Raw genomic sequence first — 17,345 nt, 5'->3', positions numbered from 1 at the left:
GAGGAGAACACCATGTCGAACATCACGCTGAAGGCCGCCACCGCCACCAAGATCTACGTCGGCACCTGGGCGAACACGGCCGTCACGGCGATGAAGGCCCGTCGCGACAAGGGTCAGGGCGCCGTCGAGTACGTGGGTGTGATCGTGCTGGTGGCGCTGATCATCGCGGCCCTGGTGGGCTCGGGTGTGGCGGAGACCATCGCCGAGGGTCTGACCACCCGGGTCGGCGAGATCCTCGGTGGCGAGTGACCCACCGTTCGACCAGTGAGTCAGGGCAGGCCGCTCCCATCTACATCACGATGGTGGCGGGCCTGCTCTTTCTCGCGCTCGCGTTCTTCGCGGTCGGTCAGGCCGGTGCGACACGCAATGACGCTCAGGCGGCGGCGGATGCCGCCGCCTTGGCGGCGGCCCAGGAGTCACGTGATCTGTTCCGTGGCGATCTCCTGGGGGGTCTGCTGGACCCGGGATTTCTCGACGACGTCTTCAACGGCCATCCGATCGGCACATGGAACGGCTGCCAGGCCGCGACCCGCTTCGCCGACGAGAACGGCGCCGATGTGCGGCCGGGCGAGTGCGGCTCGCTGACCGACGGCCGCTGGGGCTTCGCGGTCGGTGTGGTCACCCAGGAACCGATGGGTGCCAGCATCCTCCCGGGAACCGAGGACGAATACGCCGAGGCCTGGGCCACGGCGGTCGTCGAACCCCGGTGCGGCTTCGAGCCCGCCGAGGAGGAGCAGCAGCCGGAGGACGGGGACGAGCCGGAGAACCCCGACGACGCCGAGCCGGTGTCACCCGGCACGCTCCGCTGCGGCGGCGGCACGAACTGGGACATCGATCCGGAGCATCTCGACCTTCTCCCGGACATGGCCGATCTATTCTCCGTCCGACTGGCCCAGGACTGACCGCGAGCGAACGCAAAGGAATGGCACTCATGAGTATGTGGCACGGAGCGAAGGCGCGCAGGGCTGCGGCGGTGGCCCTCGCGGCCACCGCGCTGACCGTCTCTCTGACGGCCTGCGGCGGTGGCGGGGGGGACGGCGCCACGGAGGACGGCGGGAGCTCCGCGTCCGCCGAGCCGAGCACGGAGACGCCGAAGGACGACGGTGCCGGTGGCGAGTCGCCGGACACCAGCCAGGTCCTGGCGACCATGCGCGCCGCGAACGGACTCGAAATCGTCATCCACTCCGCCCAGCGCGACGAGGGCGGCTTTCTCACCGTGAGCGGCACCCTCACGAATACGAGTTCCTCTCAGCAGTACGCGCCGATCAGCTGGAACGGCAAGGAAACGCAAGTGGTGCGCACGGGAAGGTCCTTGGCGGGCTTCACGGTCGTGGACAAGGCGGAGAAGAAGCGTTACTACGTGCTGCGCGACACGGAAGGCCATCCGCTGACCACCACGGGGATCGTGGCGATCAAGGCGAATGAGAAGATTTCCATCTTCGCCCAGTTCCCGGCGCCTCCGGACTCCACGACCCAGGTCGACATCCAGCTTCCCCAGATGCCGAACGCCACGATTGCGATCTCCTGATGGGTGCCACGACGTCCCGCGTACGCAGGGTCTCCAGGCGTCCGGCGGTCACGGCTGTCGCCGCCGCCGTCCTCTTCACCAGTGTGCAGTTCACCATGGCCGCCGGCGCCCGCGCCGACGAGACTCCGAGTATTCCGCCGGGCACGGAGTCGACCTCGCCACCACCCGAGGTGGACGGCAACTCCCCCGGTCTCAAGCTCCGCAGCGGTGCCACACTCGCCCCCGCCAAGGTGCTGGACATCATCTCGGTCGTCGAGTCCGAGGGCGGTGAGGAGCGTCGTGAGGACACCAACCAGACCGTGAAGTTCGCGCTCCAGGCCGAGGTCCTCTTCGGCAAGGACAGTGCCAAGCTGTCGCCGGCCGCGAACGACCGAATCGCCGCCATCGCCGACGAGATCAAGTTGCAGGGCGCGTCGAAGGTCCGGGTCTTCGGCTTCACCGACAACCTCGGCTCGGCCGCGCACGGCGACGTGCTCTCCAAGCAGCGGGCCGAAGCCGTGCACGGTGTGCTGGACCAGGAGCTGGCGTCGGCCGGGATCACCTACGAGATCCGGGGGTACGGCGAGCAGTACCCGATCGCCGACAACAGCAACGAGGAAGGCCGCAAGAAGAACCGTCGCGTGGAGGTCTCCTTCCCGCGCGGGGAGAGCGGCGGTTCGCAGAGCTGACGCACCGTAAGGGCACGTGTCACATCCCAGGTGCCACGACCTGCATGCACATGCCATGACCGGAGGGCCCGGTCCACCGCGAAGTCCGCGTGGACCGGGCCCCTTCGGCGTGCCCTCGACGTGTCCTTCGGCAGGTCCTTCGCCAGGCCTCTTCGTGTCGTGCCCTTGGTGCCGTGTCCGTGGTCATGCCCCTTGTGCGGAAGGGGATTTGAGTCCCGACTTGGGCCCCAGGGCCCAAGACCGTACAGGAATGGGCACATAACCTCCTTTCATGTCGCCACTGGGGGTAGTGCGTCGTTTTCGTCGTCGCGTACGGCGGGTCATGCCGCGTACGGACACGCGTCTGCTGGGACTGCGCGGAGCGCAGCGGGGTCAGGGAGCCATCGAGTACGTCGGCCTGGTGGTCGTCGTCGCCGCGATCGTCGGCGCGCTGGTGGCGACCGGGGCCGGGCCGGTCATCGCCGAGGGGATCAGCACGCAGGTGTGCCGGATCACCGGCGGGGGCGACTGCGGCGGGGGCGGTGGCGGGGACACCGAGGCCGTCGGCGAACAGGACGGTCCCGGCGCGGACGACCCGGCGGGCGACCCGGCCACCGACACCGGAGGCACGGGCGGCACGGGCGGCACGGGCGGCACCGATGGTACGGACGACATCGGTACGGGCGAGGGCGATCCGGGTGAAGGGGATCCGGGCGAAGGAGATCCGGGTGACACCGGCGGGAAGACCCCGACCCGGATCGACTACGAGGCCGCGCTCAAGGAACTCCAGGACGCCCAGGCCGCCGAGCGGACCGACTCCGACAAGGCCAAGGAGGCCGCCAAGGAGCTGGCGAAGATCCTCGCCGACGAGCTGGGGATCACCGACGCCCTCGACTGTGTCACCAAGGGCGACATGGGCGCCTGCACGGAGACCCTTGTCAATGTGCTGCTCAGCCTTGTCGGCGGCGCCGTCGGCAAACTCGCGGCGAAGTACGGGGCGCCGTGGAAGTGGAAGAAGGCCGTCGAGCTGGTCGCAAAGCTGAAGAAGCACGGCGGCGATCTGTACGACGGCATCAGGGGCCTGATCAAGAACCGTAAGCGGGTCGGTGAGGCGGAGGACAGACTCGCCGACGCGAAACGCAGACTCGACGCCGAGAACGCCGGGAAGAAGGACAAACCCGGGGACGGCGACAAGGAGAAGCCGGACAAGGAGCCCGTCGCCTGTCCCGTCCGCCACAGCTTCCTGCCCGGCACCCCGGTGCTGCTCGCCGACGGCCGCCGTATGGCCATCGACCGGATCCCGGTGGGTACCCGCGTCCTGGCCACGGACCCGGTGACCGGTGTGACACGGGCCCGGCCCGTCGTACGGACCATCACCACCCACGACGACAAGGACTTCACCCGGCTCACGGTCGCCACGGCCTCGGGCCCCGCGGTGATCACGGCGACCGACACCCACCCGTTCTGGCTGAGCGACCGGGCCCGCTGGGCCGACGCCGGCGAGATCGTGCCCGGTGACGAACTGCGCACCCCGGCCGGGGCCGCGACGCGCGTCGTGGCGGTCGGCCACTACACCGAGCCCCGGACCACCCATGACCTCACCGTCGCGGGCATCCACACGTACTACGTCTTCGTCGGCTCCACGGCTGTGCTCGTCCACAACGACGACTGCGACATGTCGCCGGAAGAGGCCGAGTCCGCCAGGAAGCCGACGGTCGGAGAGGGTGACGCGAGGAAGTTCAAGGACCACTTCCTGCGCCACAAGAAGCTCGTCGAGGACGCCCTGGGCACCAGGTACAGAAGGCTCAAGGAGGACGGCCCGCGGTTCCGTGAGGACATCGCCGGGGCCATCGAGGACGGCACCTTCGAGCTCGTCGGCAAGGGCACGCTGAAGAAGGGCGAGCCGGAGGGGCTGATCTATCGTGGCAGGGGCGTGACCATCGTCCTGAGGGAGAACGGCGACTTCTGGACCGCGCTCCGTAGCGGTGAGGGACTCGACACCTCGATCGAGATCACCAAGAAGGCGCCGGGGAAGAAGGGATGACGGGATGGACTGGGCAACGGGGCTGAAGAGGCCGCCGCGATGAGTGCGCGCGGGACGGTCGAAGAGGCACTCCGTGACCATCACGTCCGGGATGTCCTCGTCCCGGGCTGGGTCGACCGGGACGACGCCGTGGCCGAGTTCCGGCCCCAGCCGGTGGCCGTATGGCTGCGGCTGGACGAGGGGCTGCTGAGGTTCGAGTCGCTCGGCCAGTTCGAGCGGCTGGGCTGCGCGCGGGTGCCGTCCGTCGGCTGGGACGACATCGGGACGCTGGCCGAGGCCGAGGACGAGGTGATCGTCGCCTCGTACGGCGAACAGCTCTTCGGCGACGGCAGGGACGAACTGCGCTGTCTGCGCGTGCGCGTCCACTCCGCTCCCGGGGTGGAGTGCAGATGCCTGGCGCTGGACTTCGAGGGCGGTCAGACGCTGTTCCTCGACCCGACCTGGACGTTCGGCATCAGGATCGGCAACGAGGCCGACGAGAAGCGCTGGACCGAGCTGTACGGGAGCGACACCGTCCCCGCCGTGACCACGGTCCTGCGGGACGAGTGAGAGACGGGTACGGGACCGCCGGAAGCCGGAAGCCGGAAGCCGGAAGCCGGAAGCCGCGAGCTGGGAGCTGTGGCCGTGAGCTGTGAGACGGGACCGGTGGGAGACCGGGCGTGGGACGAGTGGGACCGGACTGGGTCCTGGGGCCCATGACCGCGTCGGGCGCGGCGCGTAGCGTCGCGCTTCCGACGAGGTTGTGTACGTCCAGGAACAGCATCCACACGCTCCCGCGTACGCCGGAGCCGTTGACCGGGGGTACGTACCGTGATCTGCAATTTCCTGCTCAGCAGACGGCTGGAGCCGGCCGAGCTGACCGAGGCACTGGCCGACGTGGTGCGGGTGCCGCGCGGTCAGGTGGACGTCTGCGCCGGCCGGGACGACTTCGGCGAACGCGACTGGGAGGCGTTCGTCCTCTGTACGTACCGACCCGTGCGCGGCGATGTGGCGATGAGTCTCGACATCCAGGTCCAGCCGTCGACGGCCGTCCATGGCGCGCCCGTGACCGAGCCCGAGCTGGCGGTGGCCTTCGCGCGCGGAACCGGGGTCATGGTCCTCCATCCCGACGACCGCATCGACCCGGAGACGTACTGGCTCACGGACCCGGCGGGCACGGTGACCAGGGCCCGTCTGCTGGCCTCGGACGACGAGCCGACGACGTACACCGTGGACGCCGTCGAAACGGCCGTCGCCGCCTTCCCCGGCGCCGAGGTGACACCGCTCGCCGAGATCCCGCACACGTAGGAACACGCGTAGGAAAGGGAGTTGCCGCTCACCGCCGCGACGGCGTTGGATGATGCGGACGGACGAGCGGGCAGGGGAGCACGTGAACAAGCGGACAGGCGTCCCGTTCGGTGAGGAACTGCTGGCGGCGCTGGGCGCCCCGCGCCGGGCACGGGTGCTCGACAGCAGTCCGCGTTCACGGGTGTGGCGGGTCGAACTGCCCGGTGGCGGGCCCGCCGTCGTCAAACAGCTCCTCGGCGGACCCGAGGCCGCCGGGAGATACGCCCGTGAGGTGGCCGCGCTACGGCTCGCGGGCAGGGCGGCGCACCCCGTCGTACCACGGCTGCTCGGTACGGACGACGACGCGCGGCTGCTGGTCATGGAGCTGCTGGAACACCGGCCGCCCGCCGAGGGATGGGAAGTCGCGTACGCCGAGGCCCTGGCCCGGCTGCACGCCTCCGCCCCGGCGACCGGACCGGCGAACGAAGCGGCCTCCGCGAGCGACGCCGGATCCGTGGACGAAGCGGCGCCCGCGAGCGACGCCGGACCTGTGAGCGACGCCGCACCCGTGGACGAACTGGCCGCGCTGCCGGCCTGGTCGGGCCCCGGCGACGCCGACATCGACTCGTTCCTCACGCTCGCCCAGGTGCTCGGAGCCGCCGTCCCCGCCGGCGTCCGCGACGAACTCGACGGTCTGGTCGAACGACTGGGCCGGCCACCGCTCCGCCCGGCCCTGCTGCACGGCGACCCCTGCCCCGGCAACGATCTCCACACCCCGGACGGGATCCGCTTCGTCGACTTCGAGCAGGCGTCCCTGGGCAGCGGACTGATGGAACTGGCCTACGTACGGATCGGCTTCCCGACCTGCTGGTGCGTCACCGCCGCCCCCGCGCCCCTGGTCAGCGCGGCGGAGGCCGCCTACCGCTCGGTCTGGCGCGACACGACGGGCACCGAACCGGAGGGCGACCTCGCCGACGCGTGCGCCGGCTGGCTGATCCGTGGCGACGCCCTCGTCCGACGGGACCACCGGGGCGCGGTCGACCATCTCGCCAGGCTGCCGCGCCGGGACTGGAAGTGGGGCACGGCCTCCGCCCGCCAGCGGCTGCTGCACCGTCTCGACGTGGTCGCCCGGTCGACCGACGAGAGCGCCGCCACCGGCACCGGCACCGGCACCGACTCCGCCACCGACGCCGGCTCCGAACTGGGCGCCCTTGGACGGCTCGCTACGGACATGGCCGCACGGATACGAGCCCGCTGGCCCCGGCTGGGTCCCGTACCGGTACGACGCCCGGAGTGAACGGGCGCGGGAACCAGCGAGCAAGGCGTACGGGCGTACAGGTGTACGGACGAGGCGTACCGGGCGTATCGGCATGGGGGCGCGGGTAGGGCCCCGCGGGCGTGTATTGGGTCCGTAGGCCCATGCGTGCTGGTGAGAGCCGTTGCTAGCGTGCGGGAACAGTCGGTGCGCGGCAGGCCGCTGAGTCGCAGGTCCAGCGAGATGGGGGAACCGTCATGAGGACGCGCACCGCGGATATGCCGGTCATGTCACGTCGCGTCATCCTGGCCGCGACGGCCGCCGCGCTGGCACTGGGACTCACGGGCGCCTGCGGAGGCGGCAAACAGAGCGACGGGGAGACGTCGAGGAAGGACGCCGACGCGAAGGCCGCCGCGACGGCCACGGCCCCCGCCACCCCGACCGGCGAACCGTCCGAGGAACCGAGCCCCCGGCCCGGTCTGACCGGTATCGGCGCGAGCGACGGCAGGGTGCTCGGCCAGGACGAACTGGACCGGGCGGTACTCACCGAGGGCGATGTGTCCGGCTTCACGGTCGAACGGATGGCCGCTCCGCCGCCGCAGGGCGAGACGGCGGGAAAGGCCGAGTGTCTGCCCCTGACCGCAGTGATCAACGGCAAGCCGGAGCCGCTGGGCAAGGCCGTCGCGTACCGGCAGCTCGTCGGCTCGCGGAACGGCCGTCCCGCCGTCTCGGAGTTTCTCACCGCCCACGGCGGTCAGGGCGCGGGCACCGTGCTGAGCAGGCTCCGTACCGCCGTCACCGCCTGCGCCGACGGCTTCACGGCGACCGGCGGTGACAGCCCGTCGAAGTACACCGGCGTGAAGCTGCTGCCACCGGTCGAGGTGGGCGACGACGCGCTCGCCTACCAGGTGACGGGCGACTTCGAGGGCGAACCGGTCCCGCTGGTGTTCCATGTCGTACGGGTCGGCGGCACCGTGGCCACCTTCTACACGGCGAACCTGGAAGACGCCAGGACCCCGCGGATGCCCGCCGCCCTGCTCCAGGCCCAGGCCACCAAGCTCAAGTAGCCATGGTCGGCGGATCGTTCCCGCGCTCGCGCGCGTCCGCTCGTTCATGCCCCCGGCGCCATGCTCACCTTGGTGCCGGGCCGCAGACCCCAGCGCGCCATCGCACCCGCCTCCGCCTCCAGTACGTGACGGGCCTTCCAGCGCGGCATGGCGAGCCGTCCCGGCCGCAGCGTATGGATGTCGACGACCGTCAACTCCTTGTCCAGATACGCCACATCGATCGCGAAGCGCATCCGGAAGGTGTGCACGCTGTTGCACGGGGTGATCAGCAGCGCGCCGTCGATCCCGTCGCGCCCGAGCAGACCGCGCCGCCGTGTCCCGTACGACGCGGCGATCTCCAGATCCACCGAGCCGTCCTGCCCCGCGATCGTCAACTGTCCGGTGCCGTTCCGCCAAGTGCCCATGGCCGTAGACCGTAGCGCCCGGCGGCCGGGCCGTGTCCCGGGACCTCCGCTTCTGGGCCTCGTGCACCGGGAGTGGGCCCCTGGGCCCATGACCGGGCCCGGCGGGCGGCTCTAGGGTCGGTGCTGTGTACGTCACGCTGATCGTCGTCGCCGCTCTCTGGGGCGGAGCCACCGGACTGCTGCTGCCACGAGCGGCGTACCGGCTCTCGGTCGAGCCGGAGCAGGCGTGGCGCGGCAGTTGTCCCGAGGGACACCCGATCACCGGTCCGGCCGGCGGATGGCTCGGCGGTACGCGCTGCGCGGGCTGCGAAGCGGGTGTTCCCGCCCTTACGCCTGGTACGGAGACGGAGCGCCCCGCGCCCGAAACGGCCCACGCGCCCGCGCCCGACGACGCGGACGCGGCCCCGACTCCGCTCGCCCCGGCTCCGCCCGCGACGACCCCGCCCGCGACGACCCCGCCCGCGACCACGGAGCCGGTCACCGCCGTCGAGCCCGACGAACCGCGCCCCCCCGTCGCCCCCGCCGCCTACGCTCCGTCCGTCCTCATCCCTCTGCTCACCGCCCTCTCCTGCGCGGCCCTCGCGGCGGCGACCGGGCCACGCCCCGAACTCGCCGTCTGGCTGCTGTTCACACCCTTCGCCGTACTGCTCGCCCTGGTGGACCGTCATGTCCACCGGCTGCCGGACCAGTTGACGCTGCCCCTCGCCGCTGCGGCGGCGGTGCTGCTCGGCGTGGCGGCCCTGCTCCCCGCCGCAGGCGGCTCCTGGCCGTCGGCCCTGCTCGGCGGAGTGGCCCTCGGCGCCTGCTACTTCGTACTCTTCCTGATCAACCCGAACGGTATGGGCTTCGGCGATGTGAAGCTCGCGCTCTCGCTCGGGGTCGCCCTCGGCTGGTACGGCTGGCAGGTCCTCTTCGTCGGCGCGTTCGCCGGGTTTCTGCTGGGCGCGCTCTACGGGCTCGGGCTGATCCTGCTGCGCCGGGCGGGCCGCAAGTCGTCGATCCCGTTCGGACCCTTCATGATCACCGGAGCCCTGATCGGCATCCTCCTCGGCGGCCTCGCCGCCGCGTGACGCGGGCGTAGGTGGCGCGCGCGTACGTGGCGCGCGCGTAAGAGGGGAGCCCGGGGATCGAGCGGCGACCGGGCCTCATCGGAGCCACGGCCTCGATCGGCGACCCGGTCCCAACCGGAAGCCGGGCCCCAGTTCTCACACTCCGCGTCAAGCCCGTCGACCCCGGCTCATCGCTCCTGAGGGTTACGACGCGGCGTGGCTACTACTCGCCACGCCCGGCCCCGAACCCCTCTGAGCTCCGGAATTCCGGGCCCCGCGGGGCCCTCCGGTGCTTTCGGAGCGTCATCACGGCCTGTCGTGGCGCGCACCATCCCTTACGAAGGGTTATGGTGGAAACCCCCCCTCGGGCCGGTCCGTATCCCCCCCACGGACCGGCCCGTTTTCTTGTCCGGCCCGCCCCAGCACGTCAAGGCGGACTCCGGACGACCGGACGGGCCGACCACTTTCCCGTCGGCCCGCCCGGTCAGGGACCGCGGAGCGTCAGCCCCGTCCGGCCCAGATGTTCGTGCCCTCGGTGTCCACCGCGAAGCTGTCGATCTCCTTGAGCTCATCGGCGGAGAGCGGTGCCCCGGCCAGCGCCGCGACATTCTCCTCCAGCTGCTTCACGCTCGAAGCGCCGATCAGCGCCGACGTCATCCGGGGGTCGCGCAGCACCCAGTTCAGCGCGAGCTGCGCCAGCGACTGACCCCTTCGCCCGGCGATCTCGTTCAGCCCGTTCAACCGGCGCGTGACCTCGTCCGACAGCAGATCCGGGTCGAGGGACTTGCCCTGCGTGGCCCGCGATCCCTCCGGAATCCCCTTCAGGTACTTGTTCGTCAGAAGTCCCTGGGCCAGCGGCACGAAGGAGATACAGCCCATCCCGGCCGCCTCCAGCGTGTCCAGCAGGCCGTCGTCCTCGGTCCAGCGGTTGATCATCGAATAGGACGGCTGGTGGATGAGCGCGGGAACACCCATCTCCTTCAGCAGCCGGGCCGCCTCCGCGGTCTGCTCCGCGGTGTACGACGAGACACCGACGTACAGCGCCTTGCCCTGCCGCACGGCGGAGGCCAGCGCGCCCATCGTCTCCTCAAGTGGAGTGTCCGGGTCGAATCGGTGCGAGTAGAAGATGTCGACGTAATCAAGACCCATCCGGTCCAGGGAGGCGTCGAGCGACGACAGCAGATACTTGCGCGAACCCCATTCACCGTAAGGTCCGGGATGCATGAGATATCCGGCCTTGGTGGAAATGATGAGTTCGTCACGATAGGCCGAGAAGTCCTGCGCGAAGAGCTTGCCGAAATTCAGCTCGGCGGATCCCGCCGGGGGCCCGTAGTTGTTCGCCAGATCGAAGTGCGTGACGCCCAGATCGAAGGCGCGGCGCAGGATGCCGCGCTGCGAATCGAGGGTCCGGTCGTCACCGAAGTTGTGCCAGAGGCCGAGCGAGATCGCGGGCAGTTTCAGGCCGCTGCGTCCGCTGCGCCGGTACTCCATGGAGTCGTACCGGTCGTCGGCTGCGAGGTAAGGGGGAAAATCAGTCACGGTTCATTCCTTATCACGGACTTGTGACAGACCGGGTTGGGTGCCTGTGGGGGCCGCGCAGTAATGTGACGGCTTCGGGGTCCCAGGGCCGGCCCCAGGATCCCGCCAGCGGACGCGCCGGTCCCCATCGAATCGAGAGGTGGACTCAGTGAACTTGCGCGACCTGGTGTACGGGCTCTACGCACGCCGGGTGGAAGGCCGCCTCGATCATGCCCAGGTGCCCAAGCACATCGGCGTCATCCTCGACGGCAACCGCCGCTGGGCGAAGGCGTCCGGCGGTACGGCCGAGCAGGGACACAAGGCCGGAGCCAGCAAGATCCAGGAACTCCTCGGCTGGTGCTCCGAGACCAATGTGGAGGTTGTCACACTCTGGCTGCTCTCCACGGACAATCTCGACCGTCCCGAGGACGAGCTGATCCCCCTTCTCGGCATCATCGAGAACGCGGTCCGCGCCCTGGCGGCCGACGGCCGCTGGCGGGTGCATCACGTCGGCACGCTGGACCTGCTGCCCGGCCGTACGCAGATGGTCCTCAAGGAGGCAGAACAGGCCACCATCGGCAACAAGGGAATACTCGTCAATGTCGCCGTGGGTTACGGCGGCAGGCAGGAGATCGCGGACGCGGTCCGCTCCCTGCTGACGGACCACGCGAACAAGGGCACCACCTTCGAGGAGCTCGCCGAGATCGTCGACACCGACCTGATCTCGTCGCATCTCTACACCCGCGGCCAGCCGGACCCCGATCTGGTCATCCGCACCAGCGGTGAGCAGCGTCTGTCCGGTTTCATGCTGTGGCAGAGCGCCCATTCGGAGTACTACTTCTGCGAAGTCTTCTGGCCGGCCTTCCGCAAGGTCGACTTCCTGCGCGCCCTGCGTGACTACGCGGCGCGCCACCGCCGCTACGGGACCTGACCTTCCGCTCCTTTCCCGGCGTAAGGGCCCCGTACTAGGCCGTACGGGTCCTTTGTGCGAGGCCTTTCGGCGCGTCGCTTCCAGGGGGCCCGCAGGGGTGTCCGCGCGCCGTCGAGGGCCGTGGCAGGCGCCCCGCGAGCATCGCGCGGACCCTCCGCAGGGCCGCCACGCACCCCCTTCACCTGTGGTTCACCAGCCGTCCGTCATATGCCGTGGCATGGCCGCGCGTGTTCGAGGGAATACCTCCCCCAGGTCGATGTCCGAAAGCCAGGTCCGTGGACGTCGCATCTCAGCGGACGGCATGGGGCCGTCCGCCCGGGAGGCCCTTTGCACCAGGACGACCGTGCGGTCAGACGTACGGGCGACATGGAGGGCCGGAGCTCGGCCCGCGCATGGGGCCCGAGCCCGGCCCACCCGCCCGCGACGCCGTCGCACCCCGACCTCATTCGAGGGGGTACGTCCTTCCGTGGTGACCAGCACAAAGCGCCGCATGCCCGACAGGCGCACCTATGTTCTCGACACCAGCGTCCTGCTGGCCGATCCGAACGCCATGTCCCGCTTCGACGAGCACGAGGTAGTGCTGCCGATCGTGGTGATCACGGAGTTGGAGGCCAAGAGGCACCATCCGGAGCTCGGCTATTTCGCCCGGCAGGTTCTGCGCCTGCTCGACGACTTCCGGGTCCGGTACGGCCGTCTCGACGCCCCCATTCCGCTGGGCGACCTGGGCGGCACGATGCGTGTCGAGCTCAACCACTCTGATCCCGGCATCCTGCCCGCCGGCTTCCGTCTGGGGGACAACGACTCACGGATCCTCGCGGTCGCGCGCAATCTCCAGGCCGAGGGGTACGACGTCACGGTCGTCTCCAAGGACCTGCCGCTGCGCATCAAGGCGTCGTCGGTCGGCCTCCTCGCCGAGGAGTACCGCGCCGAGCTCGCCATCACCGACTCCTCCGGCTGGACCGGGATGAGCGAGCTGACGCTCGCCGCGGACCAGGTCGACCTCCTCTTCACCGAGGAGTCGCTCTATGTGCCCGAGGCGAGCGAGCTGCCCGTGCACACCGGACTGGTGCTCCAGTCCGAGCGCGGCAAGGCGCTCGGCCGGGTCACGGCCGAGGGCAATGTCCGGCTCGTCCGCGGCGACCGTGAGGCCTTCGGGATCCACGGCCGCAGCGCCGAGCAGCGCATCGCCCTCGATCTCCTCCTCGACCCCGACATCGGCATCGTGTCGATGGGCGGCCGGGCCGGCACCGGCAAGTCGGCGCTGGCCCTCTGCGCGGGCCTGGAGGCGGTCCTGGAGCGCCGGCAGCATCAGAAGGTGATGGTCTTCCGGCCGCTGTACGCGGTGGGCGGGCAGGAGCTGGGCTATCTGCCCGGCACCGAGGCCGAGAAGATGAGCCCGTGGGCACAGGCGGTCTTCGACACGCTCTCGGCGGTCGCGGGCCGCGAGGTGATCGAGGAGGTGCTGGGGCGCGGCATGCTCGAAGTGCTGCCGCTCACCCATATCCGGGGACGCTCCCTGCACGACGCGTTCGTCATCGTCGACGAGGCCCAGTCCCTGGAGCGGAATGTCCTGCTGACCGTTCTCTCCAGGATCGGGGCGAACTCCCGGGTGGTGCTGACCCACGATGTGGCGCAGCGCGACAATCTGCGGGTGGGCCGGTACGACGGAATTGTCGCGGTCGTCGAGAAGCTGAAGGGTCATCCGCTTTTCGCGCATGTCACCCTGACCCGCTCCGAGCGCTCGCAGATCGCGGCGCTGGTGACCGAAATGTTGGAGGACGGTCAGATCTAGACCGTATCGCCACAGTTCACGCCGCCCGGCAGAGCGCAACAGCCTAGCCGGGCGGCGTTGTGCTGCGCGGCTCTTTCCTTTTTCTTCCCGGCCAAACGGAGTGTGAGCTTTCCCACGCAACGAAGAATTGCCTCATGGCGTTGCCTTCCGGCAGAGTCTTGCTTCCGTCAGGCCCCGCATGCGGCACACGCGCACCCCCAGTGGTGCTGCACCACACAACTCCACAACTGCCGCCGTATGCCGCCCGTGCACCACGCGGCAGTCCCCGCAAGGGGGTTGCCCACCGGGCCCGTGTCTCCCGTGACCCAGTAGTGCGGAGGCCAGTGCCAGGGGCACGATCGCGTCCGTGAGGTCACGTATACGGGCGATGCTGGAAGGACACCGTGTGAGCCGGATCTCGGTCCGGGGATTCGCCGTGGCATCGGCCACCGCGGTCACCACCGTCGGCGCTGTCGTGGGTGTCGCCTCGGGCGACCCCCAGGTTTCGGGCGACAATTTCGAGGCGGCCGCAGCCGACACGACGCTCCTCGCAGACATTCCCGCGGGCCAGCAGGCGCAGGTGCAGACCGCGTCGCTGACCCAGCAGGCCGACGTGCAGGCCGCCGCGGCCGACGCGTCCGCGAAGAAGTCCGCGGAGGAAGCGGCCCGTATCCAGGCCGCCAAGGACGCCAAGGCGAAGAAGGAAGCCGCCGAGGAGAAGGCCGACCGCGAGCGGGAGGCCAAGGAGGCGGCCGAGCGCGCGAGCCGTGACGAGGTGCGCTCCGCCACCACCTTCGCGGTACAGAGCTCGTACACCGTGGCCCAGGTCCAGGCGATGGCACGGCAGATGATCCCCGCCGACCAGTTCCAGTGCTTCAGCAACATCGTGGACCACGAGTCCGGCTGGAACTACCAGGCACAGAACCCGTCCTCCGGCGCGTACGGTCTGGTCCAGGCGCTGCCCGGCTCCAAGATGTCGTCGGCCGGCGCCGACTGGCAGACCAACCCGGCCACCCAGATCAAGTGGGGCCTGAACTACATGGACGGCCGCTACGGCAGCCCCTGTGGTGCCTGGTCGTTCTGGCAGGCCAACAACTGGTACTAGGTCCTATCCGGTCGATCTTCGTGGGCCCGGAACGCCTGGCACGGCACCTCGCCGCGTTGTCGGAGTCACCCGAGTACATCCAGTACACGGGCGATCCTCCGCCTTGCGATGCACCGCGCCAGACGCCCCGGGCTGATCCACGAAGATCGACCGGACAGGACCTAGCCGAGCACACCGGTTCCGCCCGGCGCTCAACCTCATGAAGCCCCCCGCCGTCCTACGGCAGGGGGCTTCACCCTTGTATACGGCTTCACCCGTGTACGGTCGATTCGAACATCTTCGGGGAAGCACATGGGGCGAAGGACGGGGGGAAGAGGAAACATCATGTCGAGAGTGCCGGCGTGGCTCAGCCAGATGGGTACGGAACTGACGCGAATGGGTGAGCAACTGGAACGGCGCAGGGCCGCGGCCACGGCCGACGAACCCCCGGTGCCGGTCGCCGTGCCCGCCCCCGCGCCCGAATCCGTCCCGCCGCCCCCTTCGTACGCCCCCGCCGTCTCCGCCAAGCCCGACCCCGTCTCCGCCATCCCCTGGGGTATGCGGGTCGCGGGCGAGGCCGCCTGGCGGCTGCTCGTCCTCGCCGGGACGGTCTGGGTGCTGATGCGCGTCATCAGCGCCGTACAGCTCGTCGTCATGGCCTTTGTCGCCGCCCTGCTCATCACCGCGCTGCTCCAGCCCACGGTCGCCTGGCTCAAACGGCTGGGGGTGCCGCGCGGAGTGGCCACCGCCCTCACGGCGATCGCCGGATTCGTCCTCATGGGGCTGGTCGGCTGGTTCGTCGTGTGGCAGGTCGTGGAGAACATCGACGATCTCTCCAACCGGGTCACGGACGGTATCGAGGAGCTGAAGCGCTGGCTGCTCAACAGCCCGTTCCATGTGACCGAGGACCAGATCAACGACATCGCGAAGAGCCTGAGCGACGCCATCGGCTCCAACACCGAGGAGATCACCTCCGCCGGGCTCCAGGGCGTGACGGTGATCGTGGAGCTGCTGACCGGTATCTTCCTCGCGATGTTCTCGACGCTCTTCCTGCTGTACGACGGCAAGAAGGTCTGGCAGTGGTCGCTCAAGCTGGTCCCGGCCCAGGCGCGTGAGGGCGTCGCGGGAGCCGGGCCGCGCGCCTGGCACACCCTGACCGCCTATGTGCGCGGCACGGTGATCGTGGCGATGATCGACGCGCTCTTCATCGGGCTCGGGCTCTACTTCCTCGAAGTCCCGCTGGCCGTGCCGCTGGCGGTCATCATCTTCCTCGGGGCGTTCATCCCGCTGGTCGGGGCGGTGATCTCAGGGGCGCTGGCCGTGGTCGTGGCGCTGGTGACGCAGGATGTGTTCACCGCGCTGATGGTCCTGCTCATCGTGCTCGGGGTGCAGCAGATCGAGGGCCATGTCCTCCAGCCGTTCATCCTGGGCCGCGCGGTGCGGGTGCATCCGCTCGCGGTGGTCCTCGCCGTCGCCGCGGGCGGGCTGGTCGCGGGTATCGCCGGGGCGGTGGTCGCGGTGCCGCTGGTGGCGGTCACCAACACCGTCGTCGGCTATCTCCGCGCGTACAGCGCGGAACGGGACCTGCGGCACGCGGCGCCGCCGGCCGAGGCGCCGGCGCGGGAGCCCGAGCCGGTCACGGCGTCCGCTTCGGCGGCCCCGGCCGCGGCGCCCCCGGGCACACCGGCGGTCGCCGAGGGCACGGACGGCCGGGAATGATCTCCGAGCCGGAACTGGAAGGCACCGGGGACGATCCGCCGGACGGCCCGTCCCGGGCCACGCCCTCCGTACCGGCTCCCCGGACGGGCGCCGGCGCACCGCCGCCGGTGTCCGGTCCCGGTGCCTCGTTCGGCCCCGGCGCCTCTGCCGGTCCCGACGCGTCAGCGGGTTTCGACGCCTCGGGCGGTTTCGGAGCGCCCGCCGGTTCCGGACCGGCCGCCGCTCCCGGGGTGACCGGCGGGTCCGGGACGACCGGTGAGTCCGAGACGATCGCCGGTCGGCGCCCGTCCCGGCTGCTCCAACTGCCCCGTCCGTCCTGGCTGCCGTCCCGGCGAGCGCCCTGGCTGTGGGCGCTCGGCGGCGCGCTCGTCGCCTCCGCCGTCTGGGCGGCCGGACTGTACGCGTACGGCGGGACCGAGCCGGATCTGGGCGGTTACCAGGTCAGCCGTGATCTCTGCCAGGACGGGGAACTTCCGGCCATGTCGGCCCTGCTCGGCAAACGGCAGTTCCCGAGGGCGGCGGTGGACGAACAGCTCGCGATCGACCGGGCCTTCTGCAGCCTGACCCTGATGGCAGGCCGGCGGAACGAGGTCAAGAACGACTCCCGCCCGGTCGCGTACGCCGGCGTCGACATCAACTACTCGCTGCACAAGCGGACCGATCCGGGCCCCGAGTTCGACGCGACGGTGACGCGGCTCGCTCCCGACGGAGCGCTGGAGCGGCGGGTCATGCGGATACCGGACCTGGGTGAGCGCGCCTACATGGTGACGGACCCCTCGGGTGATTCCCCGGAGCTGACGGTCCTCGACGGCCAGGCCGTGCTCACGATCGCGGTCAGCCAGACCGTCAACTACACGGCGAACCCCGCCACCGGCGATCTCAAAGCGCCCGATGCGATCGACTACTCCGGTATCCAACCCGCCATGGTCGAGGACATGAGGGACCTGATGGACGCGCTCAAGCGATAGCACCGGCGGGCGCCGGAACCGTACGGCCGGTACAGCGCCGGAGCCGTACGGCCGGTACACCGCCGGAACCGTACGGCCCGTACAGCCCGACTCG

General features: G+C 70.2%; 17 protein-coding genes. 15 read left to right on the top strand and 2 right to left on the bottom strand.

The features are described 5' to 3' along the window. Positions 1 to 12: 12 nt before the first annotated feature. From OG214_RS14245 to OG214_RS14205, 9 genes are all read left to right on the top strand, one after another. Positions 13 to 249, top strand: coding sequence for a hypothetical protein (locus OG214_RS14245; RefSeq protein ID WP_405984938.1), 237 nt, complete (start codon positions 13 to 15; stop codon positions 247 to 249). After that, the gene (locus OG214_RS14240; RefSeq protein WP_405984937.1) at positions 246 to 902 is read left to right on the top strand and encodes a pilus assembly protein TadG-related protein; all 657 of its coding nucleotides are present in this window, start codon (positions 246 to 248) and stop codon (positions 900 to 902) included. The genes OG214_RS14245 and OG214_RS14240 overlap by 4 nt, the downstream gene beginning before the upstream one ends. Positions 903 to 931: 29 nt before the next feature. Further along, a complete protein-coding gene (locus OG214_RS14235; protein ID WP_363080000.1) occupies positions 932 to 1,528 on the top strand; it encodes a hypothetical protein in 597 nt (198 codons plus the stop codon). After that, positions 1,528 to 2,196, top strand: a complete 669-nt coding sequence (locus tag OG214_RS14230; RefSeq protein ID WP_405984936.1) for an OmpA family protein — start codon at positions 1,528 to 1,530, stop codon at positions 2,194 to 2,196. The genes OG214_RS14235 and OG214_RS14230 overlap by 1 nt, the downstream gene beginning before the upstream one ends. Positions 2,197 to 2,518: 322 nt before the next feature. After that, positions 2,519 to 4,219 (top strand): polymorphic toxin-type HINT domain-containing protein, encoded by a 1,701-nt coding sequence (locus OG214_RS14225; RefSeq protein ID WP_405984935.1) that lies wholly within the window; start codon positions 2,519 to 2,521, stop codon positions 4,217 to 4,219. A 39-nt stretch (positions 4,220 to 4,258) separates the two neighbouring features. After that, positions 4,259 to 4,768 carry a hypothetical protein gene (locus OG214_RS14220; protein ID WP_405984934.1) on the top strand — a complete coding sequence of 170 codons (510 nt, stop codon included), beginning with the start codon at positions 4,259 to 4,261 and terminating at the stop codon, positions 4,766 to 4,768. Between the two features lie 261 nt (positions 4,769 to 5,029). Next, positions 5,030 to 5,506, top strand: coding sequence for a hypothetical protein (locus tag OG214_RS14215; protein ID WP_363080003.1), 477 nt, complete (start codon positions 5,030 to 5,032; stop codon positions 5,504 to 5,506). 52 nt (positions 5,507 to 5,558) lie between these two features. Next, positions 5,559 to 6,782 carry a phosphotransferase gene (locus OG214_RS14210; protein ID WP_405987503.1) on the top strand — a complete coding sequence of 408 codons (1,224 nt, stop codon included), beginning with the start codon at positions 5,559 to 5,561 and terminating at the stop codon, positions 6,780 to 6,782. A gap of 215 nt (positions 6,783 to 6,997) precedes the next feature. Beyond that, on the top strand, positions 6,998 to 7,807 hold the full coding sequence (locus OG214_RS14205) for a hypothetical protein (RefSeq protein ID WP_405984933.1): 810 nt from the start codon (positions 6,998 to 7,000) through the stop codon (positions 7,805 to 7,807). 44 nt (positions 7,808 to 7,851) lie between these two features. On the opposite strand, the gene OG214_RS14200 is transcribed toward OG214_RS14205, so the two are convergent. Continuing rightward, positions 7,852 to 8,211 carry a DUF192 domain-containing protein gene (locus OG214_RS14200; protein WP_363080006.1) on the bottom strand — a complete coding sequence of 120 codons (360 nt, stop codon included), beginning with the start codon at positions 8,209 to 8,211 and terminating at the stop codon, positions 7,852 to 7,854. Between the two features lie 125 nt (positions 8,212 to 8,336). On the opposite strand from OG214_RS14200, the gene OG214_RS14195 reads away from it, so the two are divergent. Then, positions 8,337 to 9,281 carry a prepilin peptidase gene (locus OG214_RS14195; RefSeq protein ID WP_405984932.1) on the top strand — a complete coding sequence of 315 codons (945 nt, stop codon included), beginning with the start codon at positions 8,337 to 8,339 and terminating at the stop codon, positions 9,279 to 9,281. Positions 9,282 to 9,761: 480 nt separating this feature from the next. Here the strand turns inward: OG214_RS14195 and mgrA are convergent, their stop codons facing one another. Beyond that, complete coding sequence (mgrA, locus tag OG214_RS14190; protein ID WP_363080008.1) at positions 9,762 to 10,799, bottom strand: L-glyceraldehyde 3-phosphate reductase; 1,038 nt, start codon at positions 10,797 to 10,799, stop codon at positions 9,762 to 9,764. A 148-nt stretch (positions 10,800 to 10,947) separates the two neighbouring features. Here mgrA and OG214_RS14185 point away from each other — a divergent pair, with 148 nt between their 5' ends. The 5 genes from OG214_RS14185 (at position 10,948) to OG214_RS14165 (ending at position 17,251) form a co-directional block, all read left to right on the top strand. Next, on the top strand, positions 10,948 to 11,709 hold the full coding sequence (locus OG214_RS14185; protein WP_363080009.1) for an isoprenyl transferase: 762 nt from the start codon (positions 10,948 to 10,950) through the stop codon (positions 11,707 to 11,709). Positions 11,710 to 12,175: 466 nt separating this feature from the next. Beyond that, positions 12,176 to 13,501, top strand: coding sequence for a PhoH family protein (locus OG214_RS14180; RefSeq protein ID WP_093598250.1), 1,326 nt, complete (start codon positions 12,176 to 12,178; stop codon positions 13,499 to 13,501). A 385-nt stretch (positions 13,502 to 13,886) separates the two neighbouring features. Beyond that, positions 13,887 to 14,585 (top strand): transglycosylase SLT domain-containing protein, encoded by a 699-nt coding sequence (locus OG214_RS14175; protein WP_363080010.1) that lies wholly within the window; start codon positions 13,887 to 13,889, stop codon positions 14,583 to 14,585. Between the two features lie 324 nt (positions 14,586 to 14,909). Beyond that, on the top strand, positions 14,910 to 16,283 hold the full coding sequence (locus OG214_RS14170) for an AI-2E family transporter (RefSeq protein ID WP_405984931.1): 1,374 nt from the start codon (positions 14,910 to 14,912) through the stop codon (positions 16,281 to 16,283). Next, positions 16,280 to 17,251, top strand: a complete 972-nt coding sequence (locus tag OG214_RS14165) for a hypothetical protein (RefSeq protein ID WP_405984930.1) — start codon at positions 16,280 to 16,282, stop codon at positions 17,249 to 17,251. The genes OG214_RS14170 and OG214_RS14165 overlap by 4 nt, the downstream gene beginning before the upstream one ends. Positions 17,252 to 17,345: the final 94 nt, after the last annotated feature.

The sequence above is a fragment of the Streptomyces sp. NBC_00872 genome, from assembly GCF_045161915.1.
GTDB lineage: Bacteria > Actinomycetota > Actinomycetes > Streptomycetales > Streptomycetaceae > Streptomyces.
This window is presented reverse-complemented; position numbering and strand designations above follow the sequence as displayed.

Bases quoted from the DNA above. Each gene is read 5' to 3' on its own strand.
- OG214_RS14245 (WP_405984938.1), top strand. From the start codon at position 13: ATGTCGAACATCACGCTGAAGGCCGCCACCGCCACCAAGATCTACGTC.
- OG214_RS14205 (WP_405984933.1), top strand. From the start codon at position 6,998: ATGAGGACGCGCACCGCGGATATGCCGGTCATGTCACGTCGCGTCATC.
- OG214_RS14210 (WP_405987503.1), top strand. From the start codon at position 5,559: ATGCGGACGGACGAGCGGGCAGGGGAGCACGTGAACAAGCGGACAGGC.
- OG214_RS14165 (WP_405984930.1), top strand. From the start codon at position 16,280: ATGATCTCCGAGCCGGAACTGGAAGGCACCGGGGACGATCCGCCGGAC.
- OG214_RS14225 (WP_405984935.1), top strand. From the start codon at position 2,519: ATGCCGCGTACGGACACGCGTCTGCTGGGACTGCGCGGAGCGCAGCGG.
- OG214_RS14220 (WP_405984934.1), top strand. From the start codon at position 4,259: ATGAGTGCGCGCGGGACGGTCGAAGAGGCACTCCGTGACCATCACGTC.
- OG214_RS14200 (WP_363080006.1), bottom strand. From the start codon at position 8,211: ATGGGCACTTGGCGGAACGGCACCGGACAGTTGACGATCGCGGGGCAG.
- OG214_RS14230 (WP_405984936.1), top strand. From the start codon at position 1,528: ATGGGTGCCACGACGTCCCGCGTACGCAGGGTCTCCAGGCGTCCGGCG.
- OG214_RS14235 (WP_363080000.1), top strand. From the start codon at position 932: ATGAGTATGTGGCACGGAGCGAAGGCGCGCAGGGCTGCGGCGGTGGCC.
- OG214_RS14170 (WP_405984931.1), top strand. From the start codon at position 14,910: ATGTCGAGAGTGCCGGCGTGGCTCAGCCAGATGGGTACGGAACTGACG.